The 22,296-nt window shown below is 68.8% G+C and carries 19 protein-coding genes; 11 read left to right on the top strand and 8 right to left on the bottom strand.

Features of this window, described 5'->3' with window-relative positions; translation table 11 throughout:
* Nucleotides 1-298: 298 nt before the first annotated feature.
* Genes H2Q94_RS27690 through H2Q94_RS27675 form a run of 4 tightly spaced genes read left to right on the top strand, consistent with a single transcriptional unit; the run spans nt 299 to nt 4,691 of the window.
* Entirely contained in the window at nt 299-1,234 is a 936-nt protein-coding gene (locus tag H2Q94_RS27690) for a DMT family protein (RefSeq protein ID WP_243790082.1), read from the top strand.
* Complete coding sequence (locus tag H2Q94_RS27685; RefSeq protein WP_243790081.1) at nt 1,231-2,469, top strand: glycosyltransferase; 1,239 nt, start codon at nt 1,231-1,233, stop codon at nt 2,467-2,469. The genes H2Q94_RS27690 and H2Q94_RS27685 overlap by 4 nt, the downstream gene beginning before the upstream one ends.
* A 9-nt stretch (nt 2,470-2,478) precedes the next feature.
* The gene (locus H2Q94_RS27680; protein ID WP_243790080.1) at nt 2,479-3,468 is read left to right on the top strand and encodes an alpha/beta fold hydrolase; all 990 of its coding nucleotides are present in this window, start codon (nt 2,479-2,481) and stop codon (nt 3,466-3,468) included.
* Nucleotides 3,465-4,691, top strand: a complete 1,227-nt coding sequence (locus tag H2Q94_RS27675; RefSeq protein ID WP_243790079.1) for a glycosyltransferase family 4 protein — start codon at nt 3,465-3,467, stop codon at nt 4,689-4,691. Before H2Q94_RS27680 ends, H2Q94_RS27675 begins: the two co-directional genes overlap by 4 nt.
* Here the strand turns inward: H2Q94_RS27675 and H2Q94_RS27670 are convergent.
* The 5 genes from H2Q94_RS27670 to H2Q94_RS27650 all read right to left on the bottom strand — a co-directional run bounded on the left by H2Q94_RS27670 (nt 4,683) and on the right by H2Q94_RS27650 (nt 8,940).
* Nucleotides 4,683-5,111 (bottom strand): peptidase inhibitor family I36 protein, encoded by a 429-nt coding sequence (locus tag H2Q94_RS27670; protein WP_243790078.1) that lies wholly within the window; start codon nt 5,109-5,111, stop codon nt 4,683-4,685. The genes H2Q94_RS27675 and H2Q94_RS27670 overlap by 9 nt on opposite strands.
* 189 nt (nt 5,112-5,300) lie before the next feature.
* Nucleotides 5,301-6,122: an IclR family transcriptional regulator gene (locus tag H2Q94_RS27665; RefSeq protein WP_243790077.1), complete on the bottom strand. Its 822-nt coding sequence runs from the start codon at nt 6,120-6,122 to the stop codon at nt 5,301-5,303.
* A gap of 5 nt (nt 6,123-6,127) precedes the next feature.
* Nucleotides 6,128-6,838, bottom strand: a complete 711-nt coding sequence (locus tag H2Q94_RS27660; RefSeq protein WP_243790076.1) for an iron-sulfur cluster assembly protein — start codon at nt 6,836-6,838, stop codon at nt 6,128-6,130.
* The gene (locus tag H2Q94_RS27655) at nt 6,835-7,887 is read right to left on the bottom strand and encodes an amidohydrolase family protein (RefSeq protein ID WP_243790075.1); all 1,053 of its coding nucleotides are present in this window, start codon (nt 7,885-7,887) and stop codon (nt 6,835-6,837) included. Before H2Q94_RS27655 ends, H2Q94_RS27660 begins: the two co-directional genes overlap by 4 nt.
* A 24-nt stretch (nt 7,888-7,911) precedes the next feature.
* Nucleotides 7,912-8,940 (bottom strand): NAD(P)-dependent alcohol dehydrogenase, encoded by a 1,029-nt coding sequence (locus H2Q94_RS27650; RefSeq protein WP_243790074.1) that lies wholly within the window; start codon nt 8,938-8,940, stop codon nt 7,912-7,914.
* Between the two features lie 261 nt (nt 8,941-9,201).
* Between H2Q94_RS27650 and H2Q94_RS27645 the strand changes: the two genes are divergently transcribed.
* Nucleotides 9,202-10,857 (top strand): FAD-binding dehydrogenase, encoded by a 1,656-nt coding sequence (locus tag H2Q94_RS27645; RefSeq protein ID WP_243790073.1) that lies wholly within the window; start codon nt 9,202-9,204, stop codon nt 10,855-10,857.
* Between the two features lie 95 nt (nt 10,858-10,952).
* Here H2Q94_RS27645 and H2Q94_RS27640 read toward each other — a convergent pair whose 3' ends face one another.
* The 3 genes from H2Q94_RS27640 to H2Q94_RS30585 form a co-directional block, all read right to left on the bottom strand.
* Complete coding sequence (locus H2Q94_RS27640) at nt 10,953-11,315, bottom strand: SH3 domain-containing protein (RefSeq protein ID WP_243790072.1); 363 nt, start codon at nt 11,313-11,315, stop codon at nt 10,953-10,955.
* Nucleotides 11,316-12,032: 717 nt separating this feature from the next.
* Entirely contained in the window at nt 12,033-13,658 is a 1,626-nt protein-coding gene (locus H2Q94_RS27635) for a solute symporter family protein (protein ID WP_243790071.1), read from the bottom strand.
* A complete protein-coding gene (locus tag H2Q94_RS30585; protein WP_258718636.1) occupies nt 13,655-14,104 on the bottom strand; it encodes a DUF485 domain-containing protein in 450 nt (149 codons plus the stop codon). The genes H2Q94_RS27635 and H2Q94_RS30585 overlap by 4 nt, the downstream gene beginning before the upstream one ends.
* A gap of 722 nt (nt 14,105-14,826) precedes the next feature.
* Here H2Q94_RS30585 and H2Q94_RS27625 point away from each other — a divergent pair.
* From H2Q94_RS27625 to H2Q94_RS27600, 6 genes are all read left to right on the top strand, one after another.
* Entirely contained in the window at nt 14,827-18,225 is a 3,399-nt protein-coding gene (locus H2Q94_RS27625; protein WP_243790069.1) for a sensor histidine kinase, read from the top strand.
* Nucleotides 18,226-18,389: 164 nt separating this feature from the next.
* Nucleotides 18,390-18,836 (top strand): roadblock/LC7 domain-containing protein, encoded by a 447-nt coding sequence (locus tag H2Q94_RS27620; RefSeq protein ID WP_243790068.1) that lies wholly within the window; start codon nt 18,390-18,392, stop codon nt 18,834-18,836.
* A gap of 4 nt (nt 18,837-18,840) precedes the next feature.
* Nucleotides 18,841-19,677 carry a DUF742 domain-containing protein gene (locus tag H2Q94_RS27615; RefSeq protein WP_243790067.1) on the top strand — a complete coding sequence of 279 codons (837 nt, stop codon included), beginning with the start codon at nt 18,841-18,843 and terminating at the stop codon, nt 19,675-19,677.
* A gap of 63 nt (nt 19,678-19,740) precedes the next feature.
* Nucleotides 19,741-20,322, top strand: coding sequence for a GTP-binding protein (locus H2Q94_RS27610; protein WP_243795949.1), 582 nt, complete (start codon nt 19,741-19,743; stop codon nt 20,320-20,322).
* 876 nt (nt 20,323-21,198) lie between these two features.
* A complete protein-coding gene (locus tag H2Q94_RS27605) occupies nt 21,199-21,732 on the top strand; it encodes a hypothetical protein (RefSeq protein WP_243790066.1) in 534 nt (177 codons plus the stop codon).
* On the top strand, nt 21,729-21,977 hold the full coding sequence (locus tag H2Q94_RS27600) for a hypothetical protein (protein WP_243790065.1): 249 nt from the start codon (nt 21,729-21,731) through the stop codon (nt 21,975-21,977). Before H2Q94_RS27605 ends, H2Q94_RS27600 begins: the two co-directional genes overlap by 4 nt.
* Nucleotides 21,978-22,296: the final 319 nt, after the last annotated feature.

Genomic DNA, 22,296 nt, shown 5'->3' with positions numbered 1-22,296 from the left:
CCTGCGAATGATCGGGTCAGGGAAATTGAGGGTGCCCGCCCCGATGTGGGGCAGGCCCGCGATGGGCGAGATTGAGCGGTGTGGACGGACAGCAGAGGCTGCCAGTGACAGCTTCCCAGGGCGGAGCCGGTGGACATCGCATTGCGGACTCTCCGGTCGTGCGGTGCGCGGACTCCGCGAGGGCCGTGGCCTGGAGGTCCGTGACCTGGACCTTGGGATCCTGGAAGCTGGGAACCTGGAGATGGGGCGTGGATGTTCCAGGTGACCGGCAGGTGATCTTCGTAGGGCGGGGTGCGACGTGACCACACTCGCGGTGGCACTGGCGGCGCTGGGCGCCTGCGGTTATGCGGTCGGTGCCCGGCTGCAGCACGCAGCGGTGCAGGACATGATCGGCGACGGCGGGCTGAAGGTCCGCAGCCAGGTGCGGTTGCTGCGCGATCAGCGGTGGCTGTTCGGCCTGCTCGCGCTGGGCAGCGGTGCGCTGCTGCACGCGTGCGCACTCGGTCTCGCTCCGTTGAGCGTGGTGCAACCGGTCGGGGTGCTGGCGCTGCCGATCACGGTGCTGCTCAACGCCCGGCAGCAGGGCGTGCGCACTCGCGACCTGAACGTGCACGTCGTGCTGGCGGTGCTGGCTGCCACCGGAGGTGTCGGGGCGTTCGTGTTCCTGGCCGCGGGCAGCGCCACCGCGACTCCGGTTTTGCCGGATGAGCAGATGCTGGCCACTCAGCTGGTCGCCGGCGGCGTGCTGGCTCTCGGCGTGTTCGGACTGCTCACCCGGTCGAAGGTTCGCTGCATGGCCTACGCCGCAGGCTGCGCGGTCGCCTACGGGCTGGTCTCGCTGCTGGTGCGGGCCGTGGTGCAGCAGCTCGGCAGCACGCCGCTGCTGACGATCAACCTGCTGCCGGTGGTCGTGATCGTGGTGGCGATGGCCGTGGGCGGCTGGCTGTTGCAGCACGGCTACGCCAGTGGTCCCCCCGATCTGGTCGTGGCCTGCCTGACGGTGATCGACCCGCTGGTGGCGGTGGGCCTGGGCATCGGCCTGCTGGGCGAGGCCGACGCGGTCGGCAGCGCCACCGCGGTCGGCGAAATTCTGTGTGCCGTGATCGCGTGTGCCGGAGTGTTCGCACTCGCCCGGCACCACCCGGACACCCAGGACAAGCGAGTGCAAGCAACCGTGACCGGCGACGGCAACGCCGACGCTCGGCGGATACGTTCTGACGGGAGTTCATCTTGACTTCGCAACCGTTCGGCGGAGATCGGCTGCGCATCGTGATCGGCGCGGTGATGTACCCGCCCGAGGTGAACGGTGCGGCGAACTTCGGCCACCGGCTCGCCACCGGGCTGGCTCGCCGCGGCCATGACGTGCACGTGATCTGCCACTCGGTGGATCGGCAGGAGAGCACCCGCGTCGAGGACGGGGTGACGGTGCATCGGGTCGCGTCGTACCGCACGCCGGCGCACCCCACGTTCCGGGCGTGCCCGCCGTGGCAGGCGTCCGCGGTCGCGGACCGGCTGCTCAAGGAGATCCAGCCGGACATCGTGCACGTCCAGTCGCACTTCTTCATCGGGCGCGGCCTGATCAACGCCGCTCGTCGGCAGGGCATCGGCCTGATCGCCACCAACCACTTCATGCCGGAGAACATCTTCGGCTACGTGCGGATCCCGCGAGCCCTGCAGAAGGCGGGCGCGTGGCTGCTCTGGCACAACCTGATCAAGCACTACGGCAAGGCGCAGCTGGTCACCGCCCCGACGCCGCGGGCGGTGCAGCTGCTGCAGGAGAACGGCTTCTCGAAACCCGCGGTGCCGGTCTCCTGCGGTATCGACGTCGGCCTGTACCGGAGCCGGGCGCAGGAGGTGCGCAAGCAGGATCCGGAACCGGCGACCCGCACCATCCTGTTCGTCGGCAGGCTCGACGAGGAGAAGCACATCGACGACCTGCTGCGGGCGATGGCGCTGCTCAAGACGACCCACCCCACCCGCCTGGAGATCGTCGGGGACGGCAGCTGCCGGGAACCGCTGGGCGAGCTGGCCGCTGAGCTCGGCATCGAGGACCGGGTGCACTTCGCAGGCCTGGTCGACGAGCAGGAACTGCTCGACGCCTACGCCAGGGCGGACCTGTTCTGCATGCCGAGCATCGCCGAGCTGCAGAGCCTGGCCACCATGGAGGCGATGTCCGCGCTCACGCCCGTCGTGCTGGCCGACGCGATGGCGCTGCCGCACCTGGTCGAAGCCGGGGAGAACGGCTGGCTGTACCCGCCGCGGGACGTGCACGCGCTGGCTCACTCGATCGACGACGTGATCGCCGACCGCGACACCATCGACCGGATGGGCGCCGCCGGCGAGCGCTTGGTGAGTCGCAAGCACGACATCGACGCGGTGCTGGGGCGGTTCGAGTCGATCTATCGGCACGCGCTCGCGCACGACGACGAGATGACGCCGGTCGAGCTGCCCGCCGAGCTGGCGAGCTGATCCGCCGTCATGACCAGTCGTCCACCCACTCCCGACTCCGCGGCCGCACCGGAACCGGTTCTGCACCCGGAACCGCGCGTTGAGCGGATCGAGGGTTCCGACCTGCATTTCTGGATTTACCGGCCCGACGCCGGCAGGTCCCCGGATCGCCGGAGCTCCGGCGATCCGGGGACCGCGATGCCGGAGCCCGGCACCGGTGCCGATGAAACCGGCGATGATCCGCTGATCGTCATGGTGCACGGGCTGCGCGGCACCCACCACGGACTGGAACCGATAGTCGAACGGCTGCCCGGGCGCACCGTCGTCGTTCCAGACCTGCCTGGTTTCGGGGATTCCGGTCCGATGACCGATCGAGCGCACGACGTCGCCGGGTACGCCGCCGTGATCGTCGAGCTGATCGAACGGCTCGGCGGGCGGGAGCGGCCGGTGGTGCTGCTCGGGCATTCGTTCGGCTCGATGGTCGCGGCTCATGTCGTGTCCTGTGATCCGGAGTCGGTGGCGCGGCTGGTGCTGGTGAATCCGATCTCGACTCCGGCGCTGCACGGGCCGAGAGTGATCTTGTCCCGGCTGACTTCGCTCTACTACACACTGGGCACGGCGTTGCCGCCGCGGCTCGGCCGGGGCCTGCTGGCGAACCGCCTGGTGGTGCGGGCTGCGGGCCAGGCGATGCTCCGGACCCGTGATCCGCAGGTGCGTCGTTTTGTGCACGAGAGCCATTTGCGGCACTTCAGCCGGTTCCACAGCCCTGCGCTGCTGAGCGAGACCTACGCGGCCTCGGTGACCGGCACGGTCGCGGACTACCGCGCGGCGCTGCGCCTGCCGACCTTGTTGATCGCGGGCGAGTCGGACGAGATCGCGCCGGTCGCCGGTCAGCGCGAACTCGTCGCGGGCCTGCCGGACGCCGAATTGGTGATCGTTCCCGGCGTCGGCCACCTCGTGCATTACGAGACGCCGGCCGCCGCCGCTGAGGCGATCGACCGCTTCTTGGGAGAGGCATGAGCGCACGTCCCACCGACGCGGCCGGACCGAACGGTTCGCCAGGCCCCGTCCACTCGGCTGATCCGGCCGTCCCGGACGGAGGTGGGCGGCCCGCGAAGGTGTTCGTGGACGCCCGGTGGACCAGGACCGACGCGCACGACGGGATCAGCCGGTTCGGGGCCGGGCTGATCGAAGCGCTGCACGCCCTGCACCCGGTGACGATGCTGATCCACGACGAACGTCAGCTCGCGCTGCTGCCCGAAGGCGTGCCGCACATCAAGATCAACAGCCCGTTCTCGGTGCGGGAGCTCGTCCTCGCGCGCAGGCTGCACGCGCTGGGCGCCGAGGTGGTCTTCAGCCCGATGCAGGTCATCGGTGGTTTCGGCCGCCGGTATCGGCTCGTGCTCACGCTGCACGATCTGATCTACTACCGGCACCCTGCGCCGCCCGGTTTCCTGCCGTCGCCGGTGCGGGCGATCTGGCGGCTGTACCACCGTGCCTACTGGCCGCAGCGGCTGTTGCTCAACCGCGCCGACGCGGTGGTCACCGTCAGCGAGACGACAAGGCGGTTGATCCGGCGCCATCGGCTCACCAAGCGGCCCGTGACCGTGGTGCACAACGCGCCCTCCGAGCCGCCGGAGCCGGATAGGGACGACGCCGAGCAGGTTCCGGCGGGTCAGGTCCGCGAGCTCGTCTACATGGGTTCGTTCATGCCCTACAAGGACGTGGAGACGTTGCTCGCGGGAATGCGCTCGCTGCCCGGGCACCGCCTGCACCTGTTGAGCCGGATCGCGCCCGCCAGGGAAGCGGAGCTGCGCGCACTGGTGCCGTCCGGTTCGGACGTCGTGTTCTGGAACGGCATCGAGGAGGAGGCGTACCGGACCCTGTTGCGCCGGGCGGCGGCTCTGGTCACCGCTTCGCGGGACGAGGGTTTCGGATTGCCGATCATCGAAGCGATGCATGCCGGAACTCCTGTCGTGTGCAGCGATCTGGACATCTTTCGCGAGGTCACCGGTGGGCACGCCCGGTTGTTCCCCGTTGGTGATGCCGCGGCTTTCGCGGCGGCGGTCCGCGAGGTGGACGATCCCGAGCAGCGGGCGGAACTGGTGCGCGGCGGCCGTGAGCAGGCCGCCGGTTTCACCTGGAACCGATCGGCCCGGCAGTTGTTGCGCGTGCTGACGCCGGGCCGATCCGTGCCGGAGGAGTCGGCATCCGAAAGGCCTGCCGACGATGGATCAGCGTGACCAGACCTTGATGGCACGCGCGACGTAATCGGACCGGGGCACGAAGGATCCGGGCGGATAGGTGGAGAAGTCCGCGTGCGTGTCGCAGGTCGGATCCTGGTACACCGTCACCGGTTTCCCGGTCTGGTTGACGAAGGACTTCGTCTCCGGCTGCGGTGGCAGCGCGACGCATTCCTCGAGTGCGGTCGTGCGCAGCTCCGCCCGGTGCGGTTCACCCTGGTACTCCACGTGCGGGTAGGCGCAGAAAGCCCCGTCCAGGCAAGGAATCGGCTCGGCCGGTCCTGCTTGCGCGACGGTCCCGCCGAGCGCGCTCAGCGCTATCCCGGCGGCGAGTACCGGTGCGAGCACGGCCCGTCGCGAAATCCACAGTGGACGGGCCTGGGGACGCGTGGTCCTGATCTTGGAAATGGCGGCGTGCATGAGCGATCACCTTTCACGGCAAGGGAAATCAACGGAAGAATCGTCATTCGGGCCGTCGTTGCGGCCCTGACGAAATCCAGATTCCCGAAACCGCGATCAGAGCGCCAGCACTTTAACCGGATACACCCCGACCGTGTGGTTTCCGGCCCGCCGCCGCGATATCGCCGACGACGGACCGGAAACCCCGGATCACCCCGCCGGCCTGCTGACCAGCGACCGCGTGACCCGGACGGCGCCCTGCCGGACGGCGCGCTCCACCGCCCACCGCCGGGCGCGGAACTCCGCGATCGGCAACGAGATGGCCACCGACGCGGTCACGCAGCCCGCCGGGTCGAACACCGGCGAGGCCATGCACGCCAGACCGGGCTGGAACTCGGCGATCTCCAGCGCGATCTGCGACTGGTGCACGTGCGAAAGGTGATCCTCCAGCGCGGCGGCGGTGCGAATCGTCGACGGCGTGCACGGAACCATCCCGGCCTGCTCCAGGTAGCGCGCACGCTGCTCCGGAGCCATCGCCGCCAGCATGATCTTGCCGAACGCCGTCGCGTGCGCGGCCTGGTGGAAACCCACGTCCAACGGCTGCACCCGAGGCCGCCGATCGGAATCCTCCACGTGCGCGATGACGACCTCGGTGTCCCGGTAGATCGCGTAGTACGCCGCCGCATCGGCGTGCTGGTGCAACCGCCGGATCGCCCCGGCGATCTCCGGTTGCACAGCGAGCTGCCGGGACAACGCCTGCCCGAGGAACCGAGCCTTGTAACCCAGCGCGAACACGTGCTGCTCCGTCAGGTGCACCACGTGTCCGGCCTCCACCAGCGTCGTGAGCAGGTGATAGGTGGTCGGCAAGGTCAGATCGAGCTCGGCGGCGAGGTCCTTCGCGCTGATCCCGCACGGGGAGGCCGCGATGGCCTCCAGCACCCGCAACGCTCGGCCCACCGACTGCAACGTTCCCGAAGGCGCCTTGGCGCCGGTGGGCTGCGGGTCTCGTCCGCCGGTGGGCAGCGCGCTCATGGTTCTCAATGTAGGCCAGACCGGCCGGTGGTCCCGCCCGATCCGTAACGGGTGTCGAGCAGACCACGACACCAACCGGCATTGCCCTCGATGCTGACGCGGGTCGTGCGCGCGAACCGCAGCTTGGCCGAGAGGCCCTCGACGGGGACGGCCGCGCCGTTCTCGTCGATCATCAGCAGCGCGTCCGGCCCGGACGGCAGCCCGAGCTGGTCCCGGCGTCTGCGCAGCCGATCCAGCGCGGCGCCGCCCTGGAGACCGCCGAGCCGGACGTGCACCAGATCGTCCAGTTCGGTGCCCGCGCGGAGCAGTTCCTGCGCGACTTGTTCCTGGTAGGCCAAGTGCGCTTTGCGCAGGAACGTGCGCCGCAGCTCCTCCAGCTCACCGGCGGCCAGACCGGGGAACGCGGCGTCGAAACCGTCGCCCGCCGCGACCCCCGCGTTGATCTCCTCGGAGGCGAAGTGATCCAGCAGCCGGACCCGCACCCGCCGCACACCGGGCAGTTCCGCCACGGCGTCGTGCGCGTCGGCGACCATCAAATAGGCGAAGTTCGGCGCGCAGAAGTACGTGGGCAGCCGGAGGTCGACGTGCACGTCGTCCCCGTCGACCTCCAGTCCCGCCACGAAGTCCAGCTCGGTGACGGGCTGGTCGAGCTCCGGGTCGAGCACGGTGTCCAGCGCCCGCCACACCTCGGTTTCCAGGCTCACGGCGGTGGTCATGACGACATCGCCTCCTTGTTCAGCTCCGAAGCGACCGGCTCGCGTCCAACCGGGATCTCCGGCTCGGCGGCGCGCATCCCGGCGGGCACCTCGATGTCGTAGAGCGCCGCGGCGTTCAAGCCGAGGATCTTGCGCTTGATGTCGGTGGTGAGCACGCCGTACTCGGACTGCATGTCCTCCGGGATCTGGAAGTCGACGAACTGCTCCACCAGCCACTTCGGCGTCCAGATCGCATAGTCGCTGGAGAAGGTGATGCGGTTCTCGTCCAGCCAGAACAGCAGTTCACCGATGATCTGCGCGAAGTAGCGCGGCCGGTGGTGCATGAACGCCATCGCCACCGCCAGTCCGCCGTAGACGTTGGGTTCCTGGGTCGCGATCCAGCAGAAGTCCTCCAGCCGCGGCAGGCCCACGTGCTCCACGATGAAGTTCAGCTCGGGGAACGCCGAGGCCACGTCGTCGACGTCGGCGACGTCGAAGGCGTCCCGGTTGAGCGGGTAGATCGTCGGTCCCTTGTGGATGTGGATGTTGCGGATGCCGAGTTCCTGGCACTTCTCCAGGTACCGGTAGGACCACGGGTCGGTCAGCTTCCAGCCCTTCGACTCGCCCTTCCACTCGGCGGTGTAGAGCTTCGTCCCCTTGAGCTGCCAGCGCTCCGCCAGCCGTTCCAGCGCGGCCAGCCCGGCCTCACCGTCGCGCGGGTCCCAGCCACCGTTGACGATGAACTTGTCCGGGTGCTTCTCCGCCAGCGCACCGTCCTGTTCGGTGGTGTTGAAGCCGTTGACGAAGAAGTCGGTGAGGTAGGTCGGCTGGAAGATGGCCTTGTCGACGTAGCCCACTTCGAACAGGTCGTGGAGGATCTTCTCCTCGCTCTGCTTCTGGAACTGCTCGTGGGTCCACAGCGCCGACTCCGGGCTGAGGTTGCGGTGGTAGTCGTAGAAGCAGTTCAGGAAGCCCTCGCCGTAGCGGTTGGCCTGGTTGGCCGGGGTCCCGTCCCACGCGTGGATGTGGCTGTCGACGATGAAGTACTGAGTGCCGTCTTTTTCGTACATGGTGAACCTCCGTGGCGGGACGAGTCAGGGAACGAGGATGGCGCGACCACCGGGAATGCGTCCGGCGTCGAGGTCGGCGAGCGCGTCCAGCGCGGCGTCGAGCGGGTAGGTGCGGGTGCGCAGCGAGACCTTCCCTTGCGCGGTCAGCGTCATCAGCTCGTCGAGGTCGTTGTAGGAGCCGACGAGGTTGCCGATCACGTTGATCTCGCGGGAGATGATGTCGATGGTGGGCACGTCGACCCGGCCGCCGTAGCCGATGACGAAGTAGGACCCGGCGTCCCTGGTCATGGCGACCCCGTCGGCTTCGGTGCCGTTCTCGCCGACGAAGTCGAGCACCACGTGGGCGCCCTTGCCGCCGGTGAGGTCCCGCACGGCGTCGACGTGGTTCCCGTCGGCGGCGACGGTGTGGTGCGCGCCGAGCTGCTCGGCGAGCTCGAGCGCCTCCGGTGACCGGTCCACCACGGTGATCTCCGCGGGGGTCAGCGCCACGAGCGATTGCAGCCCGATGTGCCCGAGCCCGCCCGCACCGATCATCACGATGTGCGTGCCCGGGTAGAGCAGCGGCACCGCTTTGCGCACCGCGTGGTAAGCGGTGAGCCCGGCGTCGGCGAGCGCGGCCACCTCGGCGGGGGCCAGCCCGTCGTCGAGCTTGACCACCGAGCGCGCGTTGGTGCGCAGCAGCTCCGCCATCCCGCCATCGGTGTCGATGCCGGGGAACAGGGAGTTCTCGCAGTGCACGTCGTCGCCGCTGCGACACGCTCGGCACAGTCCGCAGGTGACCAGCGGATGCAGGATGACCTTGTCGCCGGGTTGCACGTTGCTCACCGCGCTGCCGACTTCGCGGACGGTCCCGGCGTTCTCGTGGCCGATGATGTACGGCAGTCCGACGCCGCTCTTGTCGGCCCACTGCCCTTCGATGATGTGCAGGTCGGTGCGGCACACGCCTGCCGCGCCGACTTCGACCAGCACGTCCAGCGGTTCCCGCACGGCCGGATCGGGGACCGATTCGACCACGGGTTTCTCGCCGTATGCGTGCACTCTGACGGCTCGCACGACGGACTCCTCTCCGTTGAGCTGTGTCCTGGTTCACAGCGTGAACGGAGTGTCCGTAGCCGCAAAGGGCCGTTGTCAGATGCTGATAACGGCATGTGTGCGACCTGGCGGAGCTCGGTCCTTGAGCGGTTCAGCGGAGTCCGCTTCGGCCGAATGCGTGTTCGCTCGGGTTGGCGGGAAGCCGCAGAGTGGCGGTGCGGGCGGCCGGTGCCCTTATAGTTCCGGACAGCTTCCTACCGACGCGTAACCAAGGAGCCGCTCGTGGCGTTCGACGCCGATGTCATCGTCGTGGGGGCCGGGCTGGCGGGGCTGGTCGCGACCGCCGAGCTCGCCGACGCCGGCCGCCGGGTACTCCTGCTCGACCAGGAGCCCGAGGCTTCGCTGGGCGGGCAGGCGCACTGGTCGTTCGGCGGCCTGTTCCTCGTGGACTCCCCGGAGCAGCGCAGGCTGGGCGTCAAGGACTCGCCTGAACTGGCTTGGCAGGACTGGCAGGGCACCGCCGGATTCGACCGGGACGACGACCACTGGCCGCGACGCTGGGCCGAGGCCTACGTGGACTTCGCGGCCGGGGAGAAGCGCGCCTGGCTGCGGGAGCAGGGGCTGCAGCTGTTCCCGCTGGTGCAGTGGGCCGAACGCGGTGGTTCGCTCGCGACCGGACACGGGAACTCGGTGCCGCGCTTCCACATCACCTGGGGAACCGGCCCCGGCGTGCTCGAACCGTTCCTGCGCCGGGTGCGGGCCGCCGAGGAGCGCGGCCTGGTGTCGCTGCGCTTCCGGCACCGGGTGACCGGCCTGGACACCACCGGCGGCGCCGTCGACGGGGTGCGCGGCGAGATCCTGGAGCCCAGCGCCGTGTCGCGCGGGCAACGCAGCTCCCGGGCGGTGGCGGGGGAGTTCTCGCTGCGCGCCCAGGCCGTCGTGGTCACCTCCGGCGGCATCGGGGCGAACCTGGACCTGGTGCGCAGGAACTGGCCCGCCCGGCTCGGGCCTGCGCCGCAGAAGATGATCGCCGGCGTGCCCGATCACGTGGACGGGAAGATGCTGGAGATCGTCGGCGACACCGGTGGCCGCGTCATCAACTCCGACCGGATGTGGCACTACACCGAAGGAATCCGCAACTACGATCCGGTGTGGACCGATCATGGAATCCGCATCCTGCCGGGGCCTTCGTCGTTCTGGATCGACGCGGTCGGCCGCCGGTTGCCGCCGCCGCTGTTCCCCGGCTCGGACACGCTCGCGACGCTGGCGCACATCAACGCATCCGGCCACGACCACACCTGGTTCGTGCTGAACCGGCGCATCATCAGCCGCGAGTTCGCACTGTCCGGTTCGGAGCAGAATCCCGACCTCACCGGCCGCAGCGTCGCCGAGGTGCTGGCGCGCGGCGGTGAGGTGACTCCCGGTCCGGTGGCCGAGTTCGTCAAACGCGGCGCCGATTTCGTCACCCGCCGCACGCTGCCGGAACTGGTGCGCGGCATGAACGAGCTCACGGGCGCCGACTTGATCGACGCGGAGCGGCTGGAACGCGACATCGTGGCGCGGGACCGGCAGGTCACCTCGGGGCTGGGCAAGGACGCGCAGGTGTCGCTGATCCGCGCGGCTCGGCACTACAGCGTGGACCGGCTGGTGCGGGTCGCCGCGCCGCACCGGCTGCTGGATCCGGCGGCGGGACCGCTGGTGGCGGTCCGGTTGTCGCTGCTGACCCGCAAGACGCTCGGCGGGGTCGAGACGGACCTCGACGCGCGGGTGCTCGGGGCGGACGGTGCGCCGCTGGCCGGCCTGTACGCGGCGGGTGAGGTCGCCGGGTTCGGTGGCGGAGGGATGCACGGGTACCGCTCGTTGGAGGGAACCTTCCTCGGTGGTTGCCTGTTCTCCGGCCGGGCGGCCGGTCGTGCCGCGGCACGTGCGACGGCGTGAGGCGGGGCGGCAGGTGAGCGGGGTCCGTCGGAGCCGCGCTGTGCCGGGAGTGGGCCACGGGGTCACTCCCGGCATGCGCCGCTCTGGCGGCGCGGTTACAGGTAGCAGGCGCTGGTGTAGCCGGTGATGCGGGTGCGGCGGTCGAGCACCTGCCACCAGGTGTTCTCCTGCGCCCCGCCCGGGCAGGTCACGTGCTCTCCTGCGACCTGGCGGCGCAGCTTGACCCGGTCGCCGGGGTTGCCGACGCCGAGCACGACCGACGAGGTGTTCGGGCCTGCCCGCAGGTTCACGCCGGGCATCCGGAAGTCGCCGTAGCGGTCCACCCCGGCTTCCCTGCTCAGCTCGGCGAGCCGCTGGCCGAATTCGAACACGAAGTGCGCCACACCGGTCGCCAGTCCGTTCATCGGCAGCACTAGTGCGGCCACTCCGGCGAGCACGGCATTCCGGATCGTGTGCATGAGTTCCCCCTGACTCCCGCAGCCGGGTCGAACGCCCCCGGCCGGGAGTTCGCGAATAGATCGTTCCGACGTTTCCCCGTAGCCGAATCAATCGAACGCTCCGCCCATTTTATCGTTCGCGGCCGGTTCACCGGGAGTGTCCGATCGAGTGCATCGGAAAACGATTGAGTTCGTGCTGAACTCTGAAAAGAATTCGTGGTCGGATTACGGTGCGCGATTTCGATACACACTTCAGTGCCCACGATGTGCCGAGGTGGGGTCCCGGGTTCTGCGGTGCGTGACCGGGTTGGCGCGGAGTCCGGCGGATAGGATTCCCGGCGAACGGGGCCGTGGCGGGCGGCGTCGAGCCGGAGGAATCGATGACCGATGTGGACTTGTGGGACGGCTTGGCCGTGCCGCCGGGCTTGTGCCGGGGCTGCCGTCACCCGTCGTTGAACCGGACGCGACACGGAGTCACGTACATGCGGTGCACGCGCGCTGGATGGGATGAGCGGATTCCACGCTATCCGGGGCTTCCGGTCGCGGAGTGCGTCGGTTTCGAACCGGACGCCGAATCCTGAGGCCCCGGCTCGTTTCGCGCGGCCGGACATTCCTCGATCCGGTGGCTTTTCACGGTTCTGACCTGGAAGAACGCTCGGAAAAGGTGTCGATCGGACGTTTCTGCGGCGGCCGCCCCGGCGCGGAGCGGGGCGGCCGCCATGCGGACGAATCCGCTGGTCAGGCTTTGTCGGCGCCGATCCCGGTGAGGGAACGGACCTCCATCTCGGCCTGCCGCTCGTGGTCGGCGGACTCGTCGCTGAACAGCGTGCCGATCGCGGCGAACAAGAACGAGATCGGGATCGACACGATGCCCGGATTGCGCAGCGGGAACAGCGCGAAGTCCACGCCCGGGAAGATCGAATCCGGCGATCCGGAGACGACCGGCGAGAGCAGCACCAGCAGCAGGCAGGACGTCAGTCCGCTGTAGATCCCCCACAACGTGCCCGCGGTGTTGAACCGCCGCCAGAACAGCGAGTACAGCAAGGTGGACAGGTTCGCCGAGGCGGCGAACGCGAACGCCAGCCCCACCAGGAACGCGATGTTCTGGCCGTTGACGGCGATGCCGCCCGCGATCGACAGGCCGCCGATCACCAGCGCGGTGTACCGCGCGACCCGCACCACCCGGCCGGAGTCGGCGTCACCGTCGCGGAGCACGTTGGCGTAGACGTCGTGGGCGAACGAGGCCGAGGCGGTCAGCGTGAGGCCGGCGACGACGGCCAGGATCGTCGCGAACGCGACCGCGGCCACGATCCCGAGCAGCACGGTCCCGCCGACCTGGTAGGCGAGCAGCGGCGCCGCGGAGTTCTCCCCGCCGGGGGCGTCGAGGATGGCAGGCGTGCCGACCAGCGCGGCCGCGCCGTACCCGATGATCAGGGTGCACAGGTAGAACAGCGCCATCGTCCACACCGCCCACACGACCGAGCGGCGGGCCTCCTTGGCGTTCGGGACGGTGTAGAAGCGCATCAGCACGTGCGGCAGGCCGCCGACGCCGAGCACCAGTGCCAGCGACAGCGAGACGAAGTCCAGCCTGGTCATCGAGGACAGTCCGTATTGCACGCCCGGCGCGAAGATGTCCCGGCCGTTCGGGTTGTTCTCGGCGGCGTAGGTGAGCAGCTTGGAGATGTCGTAGCTGAACTTGCCGATCAGGAAGATCGTCAGCAGGCCGACGCACACGAACAGCAGGGCCGCTTTGGCGATCTGCACCCATGTGGTGCCCTTCATGCCGCCGACCAGCACGTAGAGCACCATGATCACGCCGACGACGGCGATCACGAGCGCTTGGCCACCGGGGTCGTGCACGTTGAGCAGCAGCGCGACGAGTCCGCCCGCACCGGCCATCTGGGCGATCATGTAGACGAAGGTGATCGCGAGTGTGGAGATCGCGGCGGCGGCGCGCACCGGACGCCTGCGCATCCGGAAGCTGAGCACGTCGCCCATCGTGAACCGGCCGGTGTTGCGCATCCGCTCGGCGATGAGCAGCAGGTTGATCAGCCACGCGACCAGGAACCCGATCGAGTACAGGAACCCGTCGTAGCCGTGCACCGCGATGGCCCCGGCGATGCCGAGGAACGAGGCGGCGGACAGGAAGTCGCCGGACAGGGCGATCCCGTTCTGCGCGCCGGTGAACGAGCCGCCCGCGGCGAAGTAGTCGTTCGTCGTGCTGCGGCTGCTTCCTCGATAGACGACGAACAGGGTGATCAGCACGAACGCGGCGAAGATCGCCGTGTTCACCGCGGGGCCTGCGGCGGGGAGCAGGGAGCCGCCGGGGGCGTCCCGTGCGAGGGCGGTGACCGGGTGGTTCATCGGCGCTCACCGTCCACGTCCGCTTGCTGCGGGGCCGCGTCCACTTCGGCTCGGAGCTCCTCGATCCGGGGGTCGACGAAGCGCTCGGAGAAGCGGACATAAGCGGTGGTGATGAGCACTGTGGACACGAATTGGCCGATGCCCATGAGCAGCCCGATGTTGATCTCGCCGAACACGGGCTGCGCCATGAACTCGGTTCGGTATGCCGCGAGGAGCACGTAACCGAGATACCAGAGCAGGAATAACGCGGTCATCGGAAATACGAACGTGATCACCTTGCGGCGGATTGCGTGAAATTCGGAGCTCGCCGCGATGGCCTGGTAATCCGGTCCGGATCGCAGTGTGGAGTCGGTGCTGCGTTCGATTCCGGCGAAGGGTTTCGGTGTTCTCCTCCTGGCTCGGTGCTGGGGATACGCGCGTATCGCGGTTTGAGTAGCGTCGCTCATGCTTCCTTCCCGGAAGTTCTACGTTCGGGTCGGTTGAACTCGGGGGACCCGGTGGATGCGATGTCGAGGCTTTGCGGCGGCGAAGTTAACCACTTCCCCATAGCGGATGAAAAGACATGTCACCACAGAGGATGACGATGTGATCACTTAGTGTGACTTTTGTAGCGACCTTGCGGTCCTCGTGACACGACCGGTTGGACTTCGGCCACTCGCCGCAGGGGGCCGGCGAAGGTTTTCGGTCGGTGTCGTCAAGCATCACGAGGACGGCACTGCTGCTTCCGCGCAGTGAAAAATTCCTCGTTCCGGGACTGCCGGAGCAACGGTCGACACTCTTGACGTGCGGTGTTCGTCGGAGTGGATTGAGCCGAAAACGCCCCCTCTCTTTCTGGGGGCCGGGGTTTATAGTGCAGGCACCCGAAAGCAGACCCCCTCTTCCTTCGCCCCGGTTAGGTGTCCGTGTCCGGAATGCCGCCAGTCCCGGCACAGCTCGTAGCGATCGGTTCGGTAACACTCGGTCTCGCTGGAGCCGCCGTACCGATACGGTTCTGTGCTGGAAGTAAGCCCCGCCGACTGCGAGCCTGCCCGCCGCCGGACCGTTTTCCACCCGACAACCCAGACGACGATTGCGGGATCACACGCATGCGCCGTTCCCCGACGCCAAATCCACTCGAGAGAGCTCGCCTGCTGAGCCCGGCCGCCCGGCCGACGCCGGGGTGGTGCTCGTGACGGCGCCCAACCCACCGCGCAGGCGAGCCGCATTACGCCAGTGGCGGAACTGGAGCCTGCCGGTCAAGTTCGCCGCGGTCGTGCTGGTGCCCGTCCTGTTCGCCGTCGGGCTGGGGGTCTCCCAGATCCGTTGGCAGGTCGAGCAGGCCAACGAGTACGAACGCGTCTCCCACGTGCTGGACAGCGCGCAGAAGGTGGAGCCGCTCGTCGCCGCGCTGCAGAACGAGCGCAACGCCGCGGTCCTGACCAACAACGCCGCCGAACTCGACCGCCAGGTCGCCGCGGTGGACGCGGCGTTCGCCGCCGTGGAAGAGGAAATCGGCCACGCGGACGGGCACGCCGACGAGTTCGGCCAGGTCGTCGAAGACCGCCACCACGAGGTGCACGACGCACTCGCGAAGCTCCAGGGCGCGCGCGAGGCGGTCCGGCGGGAATCACTGTCGACACCGGACACCATCAACGCCTACAGCTCGGCGATCACCACGGTGCTGTCCCTGGACCGCGCGCTGACGAGCACCGTGTCCGAGCCGACGCTGGCCAGTACCGCATCGGCGCTGCAGGACATGCTCTCCATGATGGAGGAGGTCCGGCTCCAGCAGTCCTGGGTGCTCAGCGGGCTCTCCCAGGGCCAGCTCGCACCGCAGTCCGTCGACGCGCTGCAAGGATCTCGCGCCCGGCTGATCTCCAAGATCGCCGACGCGCGCGCCACGGTCGCCCGGCGCTGGCAGGAACGCCTGGACCAGACCACCCAGGGGCCGGAGATCGTGCAGCGCAACACGATGCTCACGCAGATCCTGATGGCCGGGATGAGCGGTGGCCCGTTCCCCGCCACTCCCGAGCAGTGGAACGGCATCTCCGACCAGGTCGTCGTGCTCATCGACGACGGCCACAACGACCTCGCCGACGAGGTCCGCGCCGGAGCCTCCACGCTGCGCGAGGACGCGGGCAACGCGGCGGGCTGGGACTCGGCGCTGCTGCTGGCCTCGCTGCTCGTCGCCGCCGCCGTCATCACCGCGATCACCCGGCAGCTGCTCAGTTCGCTGCGCATGCTTCGACACGGCGCGCTGGACGCGGCTCAGCACGACCTGCCGGAAGCGGTCGCCGGCATCCGTGCCGGTGAAGAGGTCAACGACCTGCCGCCGCTGCCGGTGCGGACCACGGAAGAGGTCGGGCAGGTCGCCCGCGCCTTCGACGAGGTGCAGCGCCAGGCGCTGCGGCTCGCCGCCGAGCAGGCTTCGCTGCGGCACGGCTACAGCGAGTCGTTCGTCGGCGTCTCCCGCCGAAGCCAGGGCCTGCTGGAGCGCCAGCTCCGCCTGTTCGAGCAGCTGGAGCAGGACGAAGAGGACCCGGACCAGTTGTCCAGGCTGTTCCAGCTGGACCACCTGGCGACCCGAATGCGCCGGAACAACGAGAACCTGATGGTGCTCTCCGGCAGCGACCTGGCGCGACGGTTCGTCCGGCCCACCGAGCTGGGCGACATGCTCCGCGCGGCGGTCTCCGAGATCGAGCAGTACCCGCGGGTGATCGTGCAGCCGCCGCCGCAGGTGCGGTTGCTGGGGCACGCGGCCAGCGACCTGGTGCGCCTGATGGCCGAGCTGATGGACAACGCCGCGAACTTCTCCGCGCCGGACACCTCGGTCACCGTCTCCAGCTACCAGGCGGGCGACGGGTCGATCACCATTGACGTGCTCGATGAGGGCATCGGGATGGGCGACCAGGAACTCGCCGCGGCCAACGATCGGTTGTCCAGGGTCGACGAGAACGACCTGGCCACCTCGCGCCGGATGGGCCTGTTCGTCGTGGCCCGGCTCGCGTTGCGCCACGGCGTGAACGTGCGGCTGCACGGTGGACCCGATGTGGACGGCGTGCGGGCCACTGTGGTCGTGCCCGCCGAGCACGTCGTCGCGGCCGCGCCCGCGGCGCCGCCCGCCCCGGCGATGGGCGGGCAGCGCAACGGCGTCGCGCACCACGACCTGCCCACTTCCGGATCGTTCGGGACGGGTCCGCAGGCGGCGCAATCGTTCGCGGACTCCGCGGCGCAGCAGCCCGACGACACCGGCTTCGTGTGGGGCGCGGGCGGCGGTGAGACCGGTTTCAGCACCGCCGAGACCGGTTTCAGCACCGCCGAGACGGGCTTCAGCACTGGTGAGACGGGCTTCAGCGCCGGTGAGACCGGCTTCAGCACGGCTGAGACGGGCTTCGGCACGGCGGCGGAAACCGGCTTCAGCACGGCGGAATCCGACTCCGGTGGGCAGAACACGTTCAACACCGGATTCCTCACCGCGTCCGGTGACGGCCTGACGAGTTCTCCGCTGCCGAAGCGGGAACCGGCCGCCGGACTGGTGGGGCCGTCCTCGCAGCGCGACGACTCGGCGTCGTCGAGCGAGCCCGCAGGCAGCCTGTTCATGCCGGCGGACATCCCGGAACAGGCGGATTCCTACGACTTCTCCGCGGACTGGACCTCGTCGGATCTGGCGTGGCCGCCCGCGATCGAGGACCGGCCCGCTTCGGACGACGGGCCGTCACCGATCTTCGAAGAGGTCTCCACCCAGTGGTTCCAGCCGATCGCGGGCGATGAGGCGCCTTCGGACGGCTCGGCCGCGGACGGGCAGAGCTGGCCCGGCGACGAGCAGGCGACGTCCATCATGGACAGCGGTTCCTGGTCGTTCACCGCGGATTCCGCGGAGGAGGCCGAGGCCGAGGCGGCCGCCGCGGAAGCGGATTCCGCCGAGGGTTCCGGCTTCACGGAATCCGGCCTGCCGCGGCGCGAATCCCGCGACCGGTCGACGGTGCACGTCGATGCGAACGATCCGCTCGGTATCGGTGAGCTCGACGAGCAAGACCGCGAGCAGGCGGATACGACCGGCGACACGGGGTCGATCGCCGCCGTCGCGGGCGTGCCCGCCGAGCGCAGCCCGCAGGAGCTGAGCCGCAGACTGGCCGACCTGCAAGGCGGCCTGCGATTCGGGAGGAAAGGCCCCATGACGTCGTCGCAGGACAATGCCGGGCCTTCCGCCGATGCGGCCGATCACACGGCCGAGCAGGCAGCGGCGCAGGGCAACGGGAGTTCCAGCTGGATCACCGACTCGGCGGGCAACGGCGACTCGGCTCCGGCGAACGGCAACGGGAACGGGAACGGCGGTTGGAGTTTCGCCACCGACGAATCCTGGAAGCAGGTCGAGGCCGCGACGACCTCGAACCCCACCTCGTTCACCGAATCCGGCCTGCCCCGGCGCACTCCGAAGGCCCAGCTGGCCCCCGGCAGCGCGGGCGGCGGCCCGGCCAGGCCGGAAGGCCAGCGCTTCGAGCGGGACGCGAGTGCGTTGCGCGGCAGGTTGTCGAGTTTCCAGTCCGGTGTCGAGCGTGGCAGGCACCGGCTGCCGGACGAATCGTAGGAGGACGCATGCGTTGCTCGGCTGCGGATGAGTCTCGACGACCGAAGGGGTTCTAGCCAGGCCACTGAGGGCGCGGCAGACCGCGCCCGGTTCCACCGATTCGGCAACATGGAGTCGTCCGGACCCGACATCGGCGACTCCACGACCACAAGCCAGGAGGTTGCATGACTCCCCAGGAGACGATGTCCCGGCGGTTCGGGTGGCTGGTCACGGACTTCACCCAGCGGGTCGCCGGCGTGGCGCACGCGATCGTGGTGTCCGCGGATGGACTGCTGCTGACCGCTTCGTCCAACCTGCCCCAGGACCGCGCCGAGCAGCTCGCGGCTGTCTCGTCCGGTCTGCTCAGTCTCACCAACGGAGCCGCGAAGTGCTTCGAGGCCGGTGAGGTCACCGAGACCATCGTGGAGATGCAGTACGGCACGCTGATCCAGATGGGCATCAGTGACGGGTCCTGCATGACGGCGTTGGCCGCGCCGCATTGCGACATGGGCCTGATCGCGTACGAGATGGCCATGCTGGTGGAGCGCGTCGGGCAGATCCTCACCCCGGAGTTGCGACACCAGTTGCAGGGCGCGGGAAATCCGTTCTCGCGCCCGGCCGCGGTGAGGTGACCCGATGAGCGAGTCGGAGTTCGGCGAGCAGGACCGAAGACGGGACGAGCCGGACGCGAACACCTTCGCCGACGTGATGAACGGATTCACCTTCGACAGCGGCCGGGGAAGGCGCGGCCGCAAGAAGAAGGGGGATCCGGTGGAGGAGTCGGCTGCCGAGCAGGATGCGGGACAGCAGGGGGATGCGGGCGCGTCGCTGCCCCCGCCCGGCTATCCGCAAGCTCGGCGGCCCACGGCTCGGCCGCCGGCGGACGCGTTCGACCGGCGGGATCCGTTCGACTCTCCGGATTTGGAGTGGGAAACGCAGGCGCCGTCGTACCGCGACCCGGACGAAGGTTGGGGGGACCATGCGGATTTCGATTCGCGGGCCGGAGATCCGGCTCCGTGGAACGCGGGGGGGACGACCGCGGGCAGGCCCGATTGGGGGGGAGGGAACCCGGTGAGCGGACAGTCCAGGGGGGCGTTCGATGCTCCGGGCGGCCCCGAACCAGAGCCTTCGGGCGAAGTCCCCGCGGCCATTCGCTCGTACACCTGGACCGGCGGTCGGACCAGGTCGAACTACGAGCTGCAAATGGAAACGCTCGTGTCGACGAGTGAGACCTTCCGATCCGGCTCGGCCGGGCGGATGGAACACGAGTCGATCGCCGAACTGTGTCGGCATCCCAGGTCGGTAGCCGAAGTCGGAGCGCTGCTTTCCGTTCCGATCGGGGTGGCTAGGGTGTTGCTGGCCGACATGGCGGAACTGGGGATGGTGACCGTGCACCAGACGGTCACCGAAAGCGGTAGCGCACCACACCTGTTGTTGATGGAAAGGGTATTGAGTGGACTCCGTCGGCTTTAGAGCTCCCCAAGGAGGCGCTCGGGGCCGGTTGCCCCCCAGCGCGGTGCCACCACCTCGGCGAAGATCGTCGTCGCGGGCGGCTTCGGTGTCGGGAAGACGACGTTCGTCGGTTCCGTTTCCGAGATCGTCCCGCTGACCACCGAGGCAGTGATGACGGAGGCCAGCGCGGGCGTTGACGACCTCGCGGCCACACCGGACAAGACCAGTACGACGGTCGCGATGGACTTCGGCCGGATCTCGCTGGATTCGGACCTGATCCTGTACCTGTTCGGCACCCCCGGGCAGCAGCGTTTCTGGTTCATGTGGGATGACCTCGTCAAAGGCGCGATCGGCGCGGTCGTTCTGGTCGACACCCGCAGGCTGGCGGATTCGTTCTCCGCAGTGGACTTCTTCGAGGATCGCGGCTTGCCGTATCTGATCGCGGTGAACGCTTTCAACGGCGATCTGCAGCACCGCATGGAGGAGATCCGGGAGGCGATGGCGATCGGCCCGCACGTGCCGATCGGACCGTGCGATGCCCGGGATCAGCAGTCCACCAAGCAGGCGCTGATCGCTTTGGTGCAGCACGCGATGCGGCACTGGCAGCAGCAGGGCGGCCAGCAGCAGGGCGGCCAGCCGCAGGGCGGGCAGCAGCCGCTGCGGTGAGCCCGCGCTCCGGGTGACCGGTTTTCGCGCCGGTGACCGGGAATTCCGGCGGGCGCAGGGTCGGCCGGTGGCGGTGGCACAACTGAAGATTTCCTGGCGAGCGCGCCGTTGGAGCGATTTTCCCGCTCAGCGGCGCGCTCGCCGTTGTGCGGGGCGCATGGGCAATCCGGTGGGGCGAGGCGGGCGGTGGGGCCGCAGCGGGGAAATCAGGCGGGTTCGCGCGTGTTCTCCGGTGCTGCCCGCGCGCGTTCCCGTGCCGGTTCCAGTGCCAGTGCTGGTACCAGTGACAGCGACCGTCGCCGGGCCACGAGAGACGTACCGCCCGGTGTTTTCCGGGCAGGTGGAAAGCCTTGGTGTAGCAGGGTTTTTCGCCCTGGATGTTCGTTGGGTGCGGGCCTGTTCGCTGGGACTGTCCACCGTGGCTAGTGGATCTTCGCGTCGGCGGGGCGCGGATCGATCCGGACGGTCGCGATTTGCCGGTGCGCGGCACGGAGCGCCGCCGAACGCCGTGGTCGCCTTTTCGTTGCCATATCGGCACTTTTCAAGGGGGCTGCGCCGGATTCGGGCTGGTTAGGCCACTTGTGGAATACCGTCCGTTGTGGACGAAAGCAAGGAAGTCGGGGGGCGTTCCTCCGTCGGATATTCACCCAATTGAAAGAGTGCGCGCGTCGTTATCGTGCGGCTAACATTCTTTAATAGCGGCCTGTGGTCGACTACTTCCACTTCTCAAGATCACCTGAAACGAGCAGGATCGGCTGTCCACCCAAGATCTTCTTGGGAGGCGTACCGCGTTGTGCCAGGTGATTTTCCGCTTCAGGTAAGACGATCCGACGAAAGGCGGCCACTGTGGACTTTGACGCGCTCTTTCATTCGCACTTGGCGGCGATTCGAGCCAGCGTCCACGCGGGGTTCCGTTTCCGGCACCTGCCCACCGGGCGGGAAGACGAGTTCGTGCTGCAAGGGTTCCGCGTGGAGAACGGGGTGATGGACACGTTTCTCACCTACGCGGCCGATGACGCGGTCGCGGCCCGATATCGAGTGGCGGACCTGGAACTTCCCGATCCGCCCGCGTTATGGCGGCGGGACGGGCCGGTGGACGAGGTGGTGCTCGCGTTGCTCGCGCTGCCCGCGCACGGGGCTCGCGGATCCCCGATGGCGGCGGGCTTTCCGGTGCACTTCGGCGTTCCGCGCCTCATTCACCGAGTTCAGCGCCGTTCCGGGGTCGACGCGGCTTCGGAGCCGGGCGGCTCGGCGGCACCAGGGCATTCGGGGTCACCAGGGGATTCGGATCCACCTGAGGATTCGGCTCGGCCCGACCTGCGGGCTCGGATTCCGCGGCCTCGCGTCGGCGGTTGCGTGCCGAACTCGGGACCATCGCGCGGCTCCCGCGCTCACGGAGGTGGGCGATGAACAGCAAGAAGCACCTGCCGATGACCTGGCATTTCGAACGCGTCTCTGCGCGGGAGGCCTACACGTTCCGCTGGGGGCGCGGTTCCGGGATGATCACCGTGCATCGCGGGGACGCGCGCGGTTCGCACAGCGACGACAACCTGATCGATTGCGTCCCGGTCGGCATCGACTGGATAGACGATCAGGACGTCCGGGTGCAGGCCCGCAAATGGCTCAAGGCGAACGCGGGACGTGGAGTGCGCTGAGTGCGCCGACCGCCGGAGCGCGCATTCCGACGGTCGGCGTTTCCCGCCGAATTCGATGTCATCATTTCGAACCCGCCCGCGGAATCCCCATCCGCACATATCACGCGAACGCCCCCCTGATGCGGACACCGCCGGTTCCCAACGAGGACGGCTGCTGAACCTGCCGCAACCTCGTAACCACACGGCTCGTCACCACCCGAGCCGAACGACCCGCAGCAATCCGTACAGAACGACCTTGTGACCGTCCTCCTATCACCGGCGAAGCCGAGCCCTGCGGCCGAAGGCCGTGCCTTGCGGCGAAGCCGAGCTCTGCGGCCGA

It is taken from the genome of Saccharopolyspora gloriosae (assembly GCF_022828475.1).
In the GTDB taxonomy this organism is placed as follows: domain Bacteria; phylum Actinomycetota; class Actinomycetes; order Mycobacteriales; family Pseudonocardiaceae; genus Saccharopolyspora_C; species Saccharopolyspora_C gloriosae_A.
This window is presented reverse-complemented; position numbering and strand designations above follow the sequence as displayed.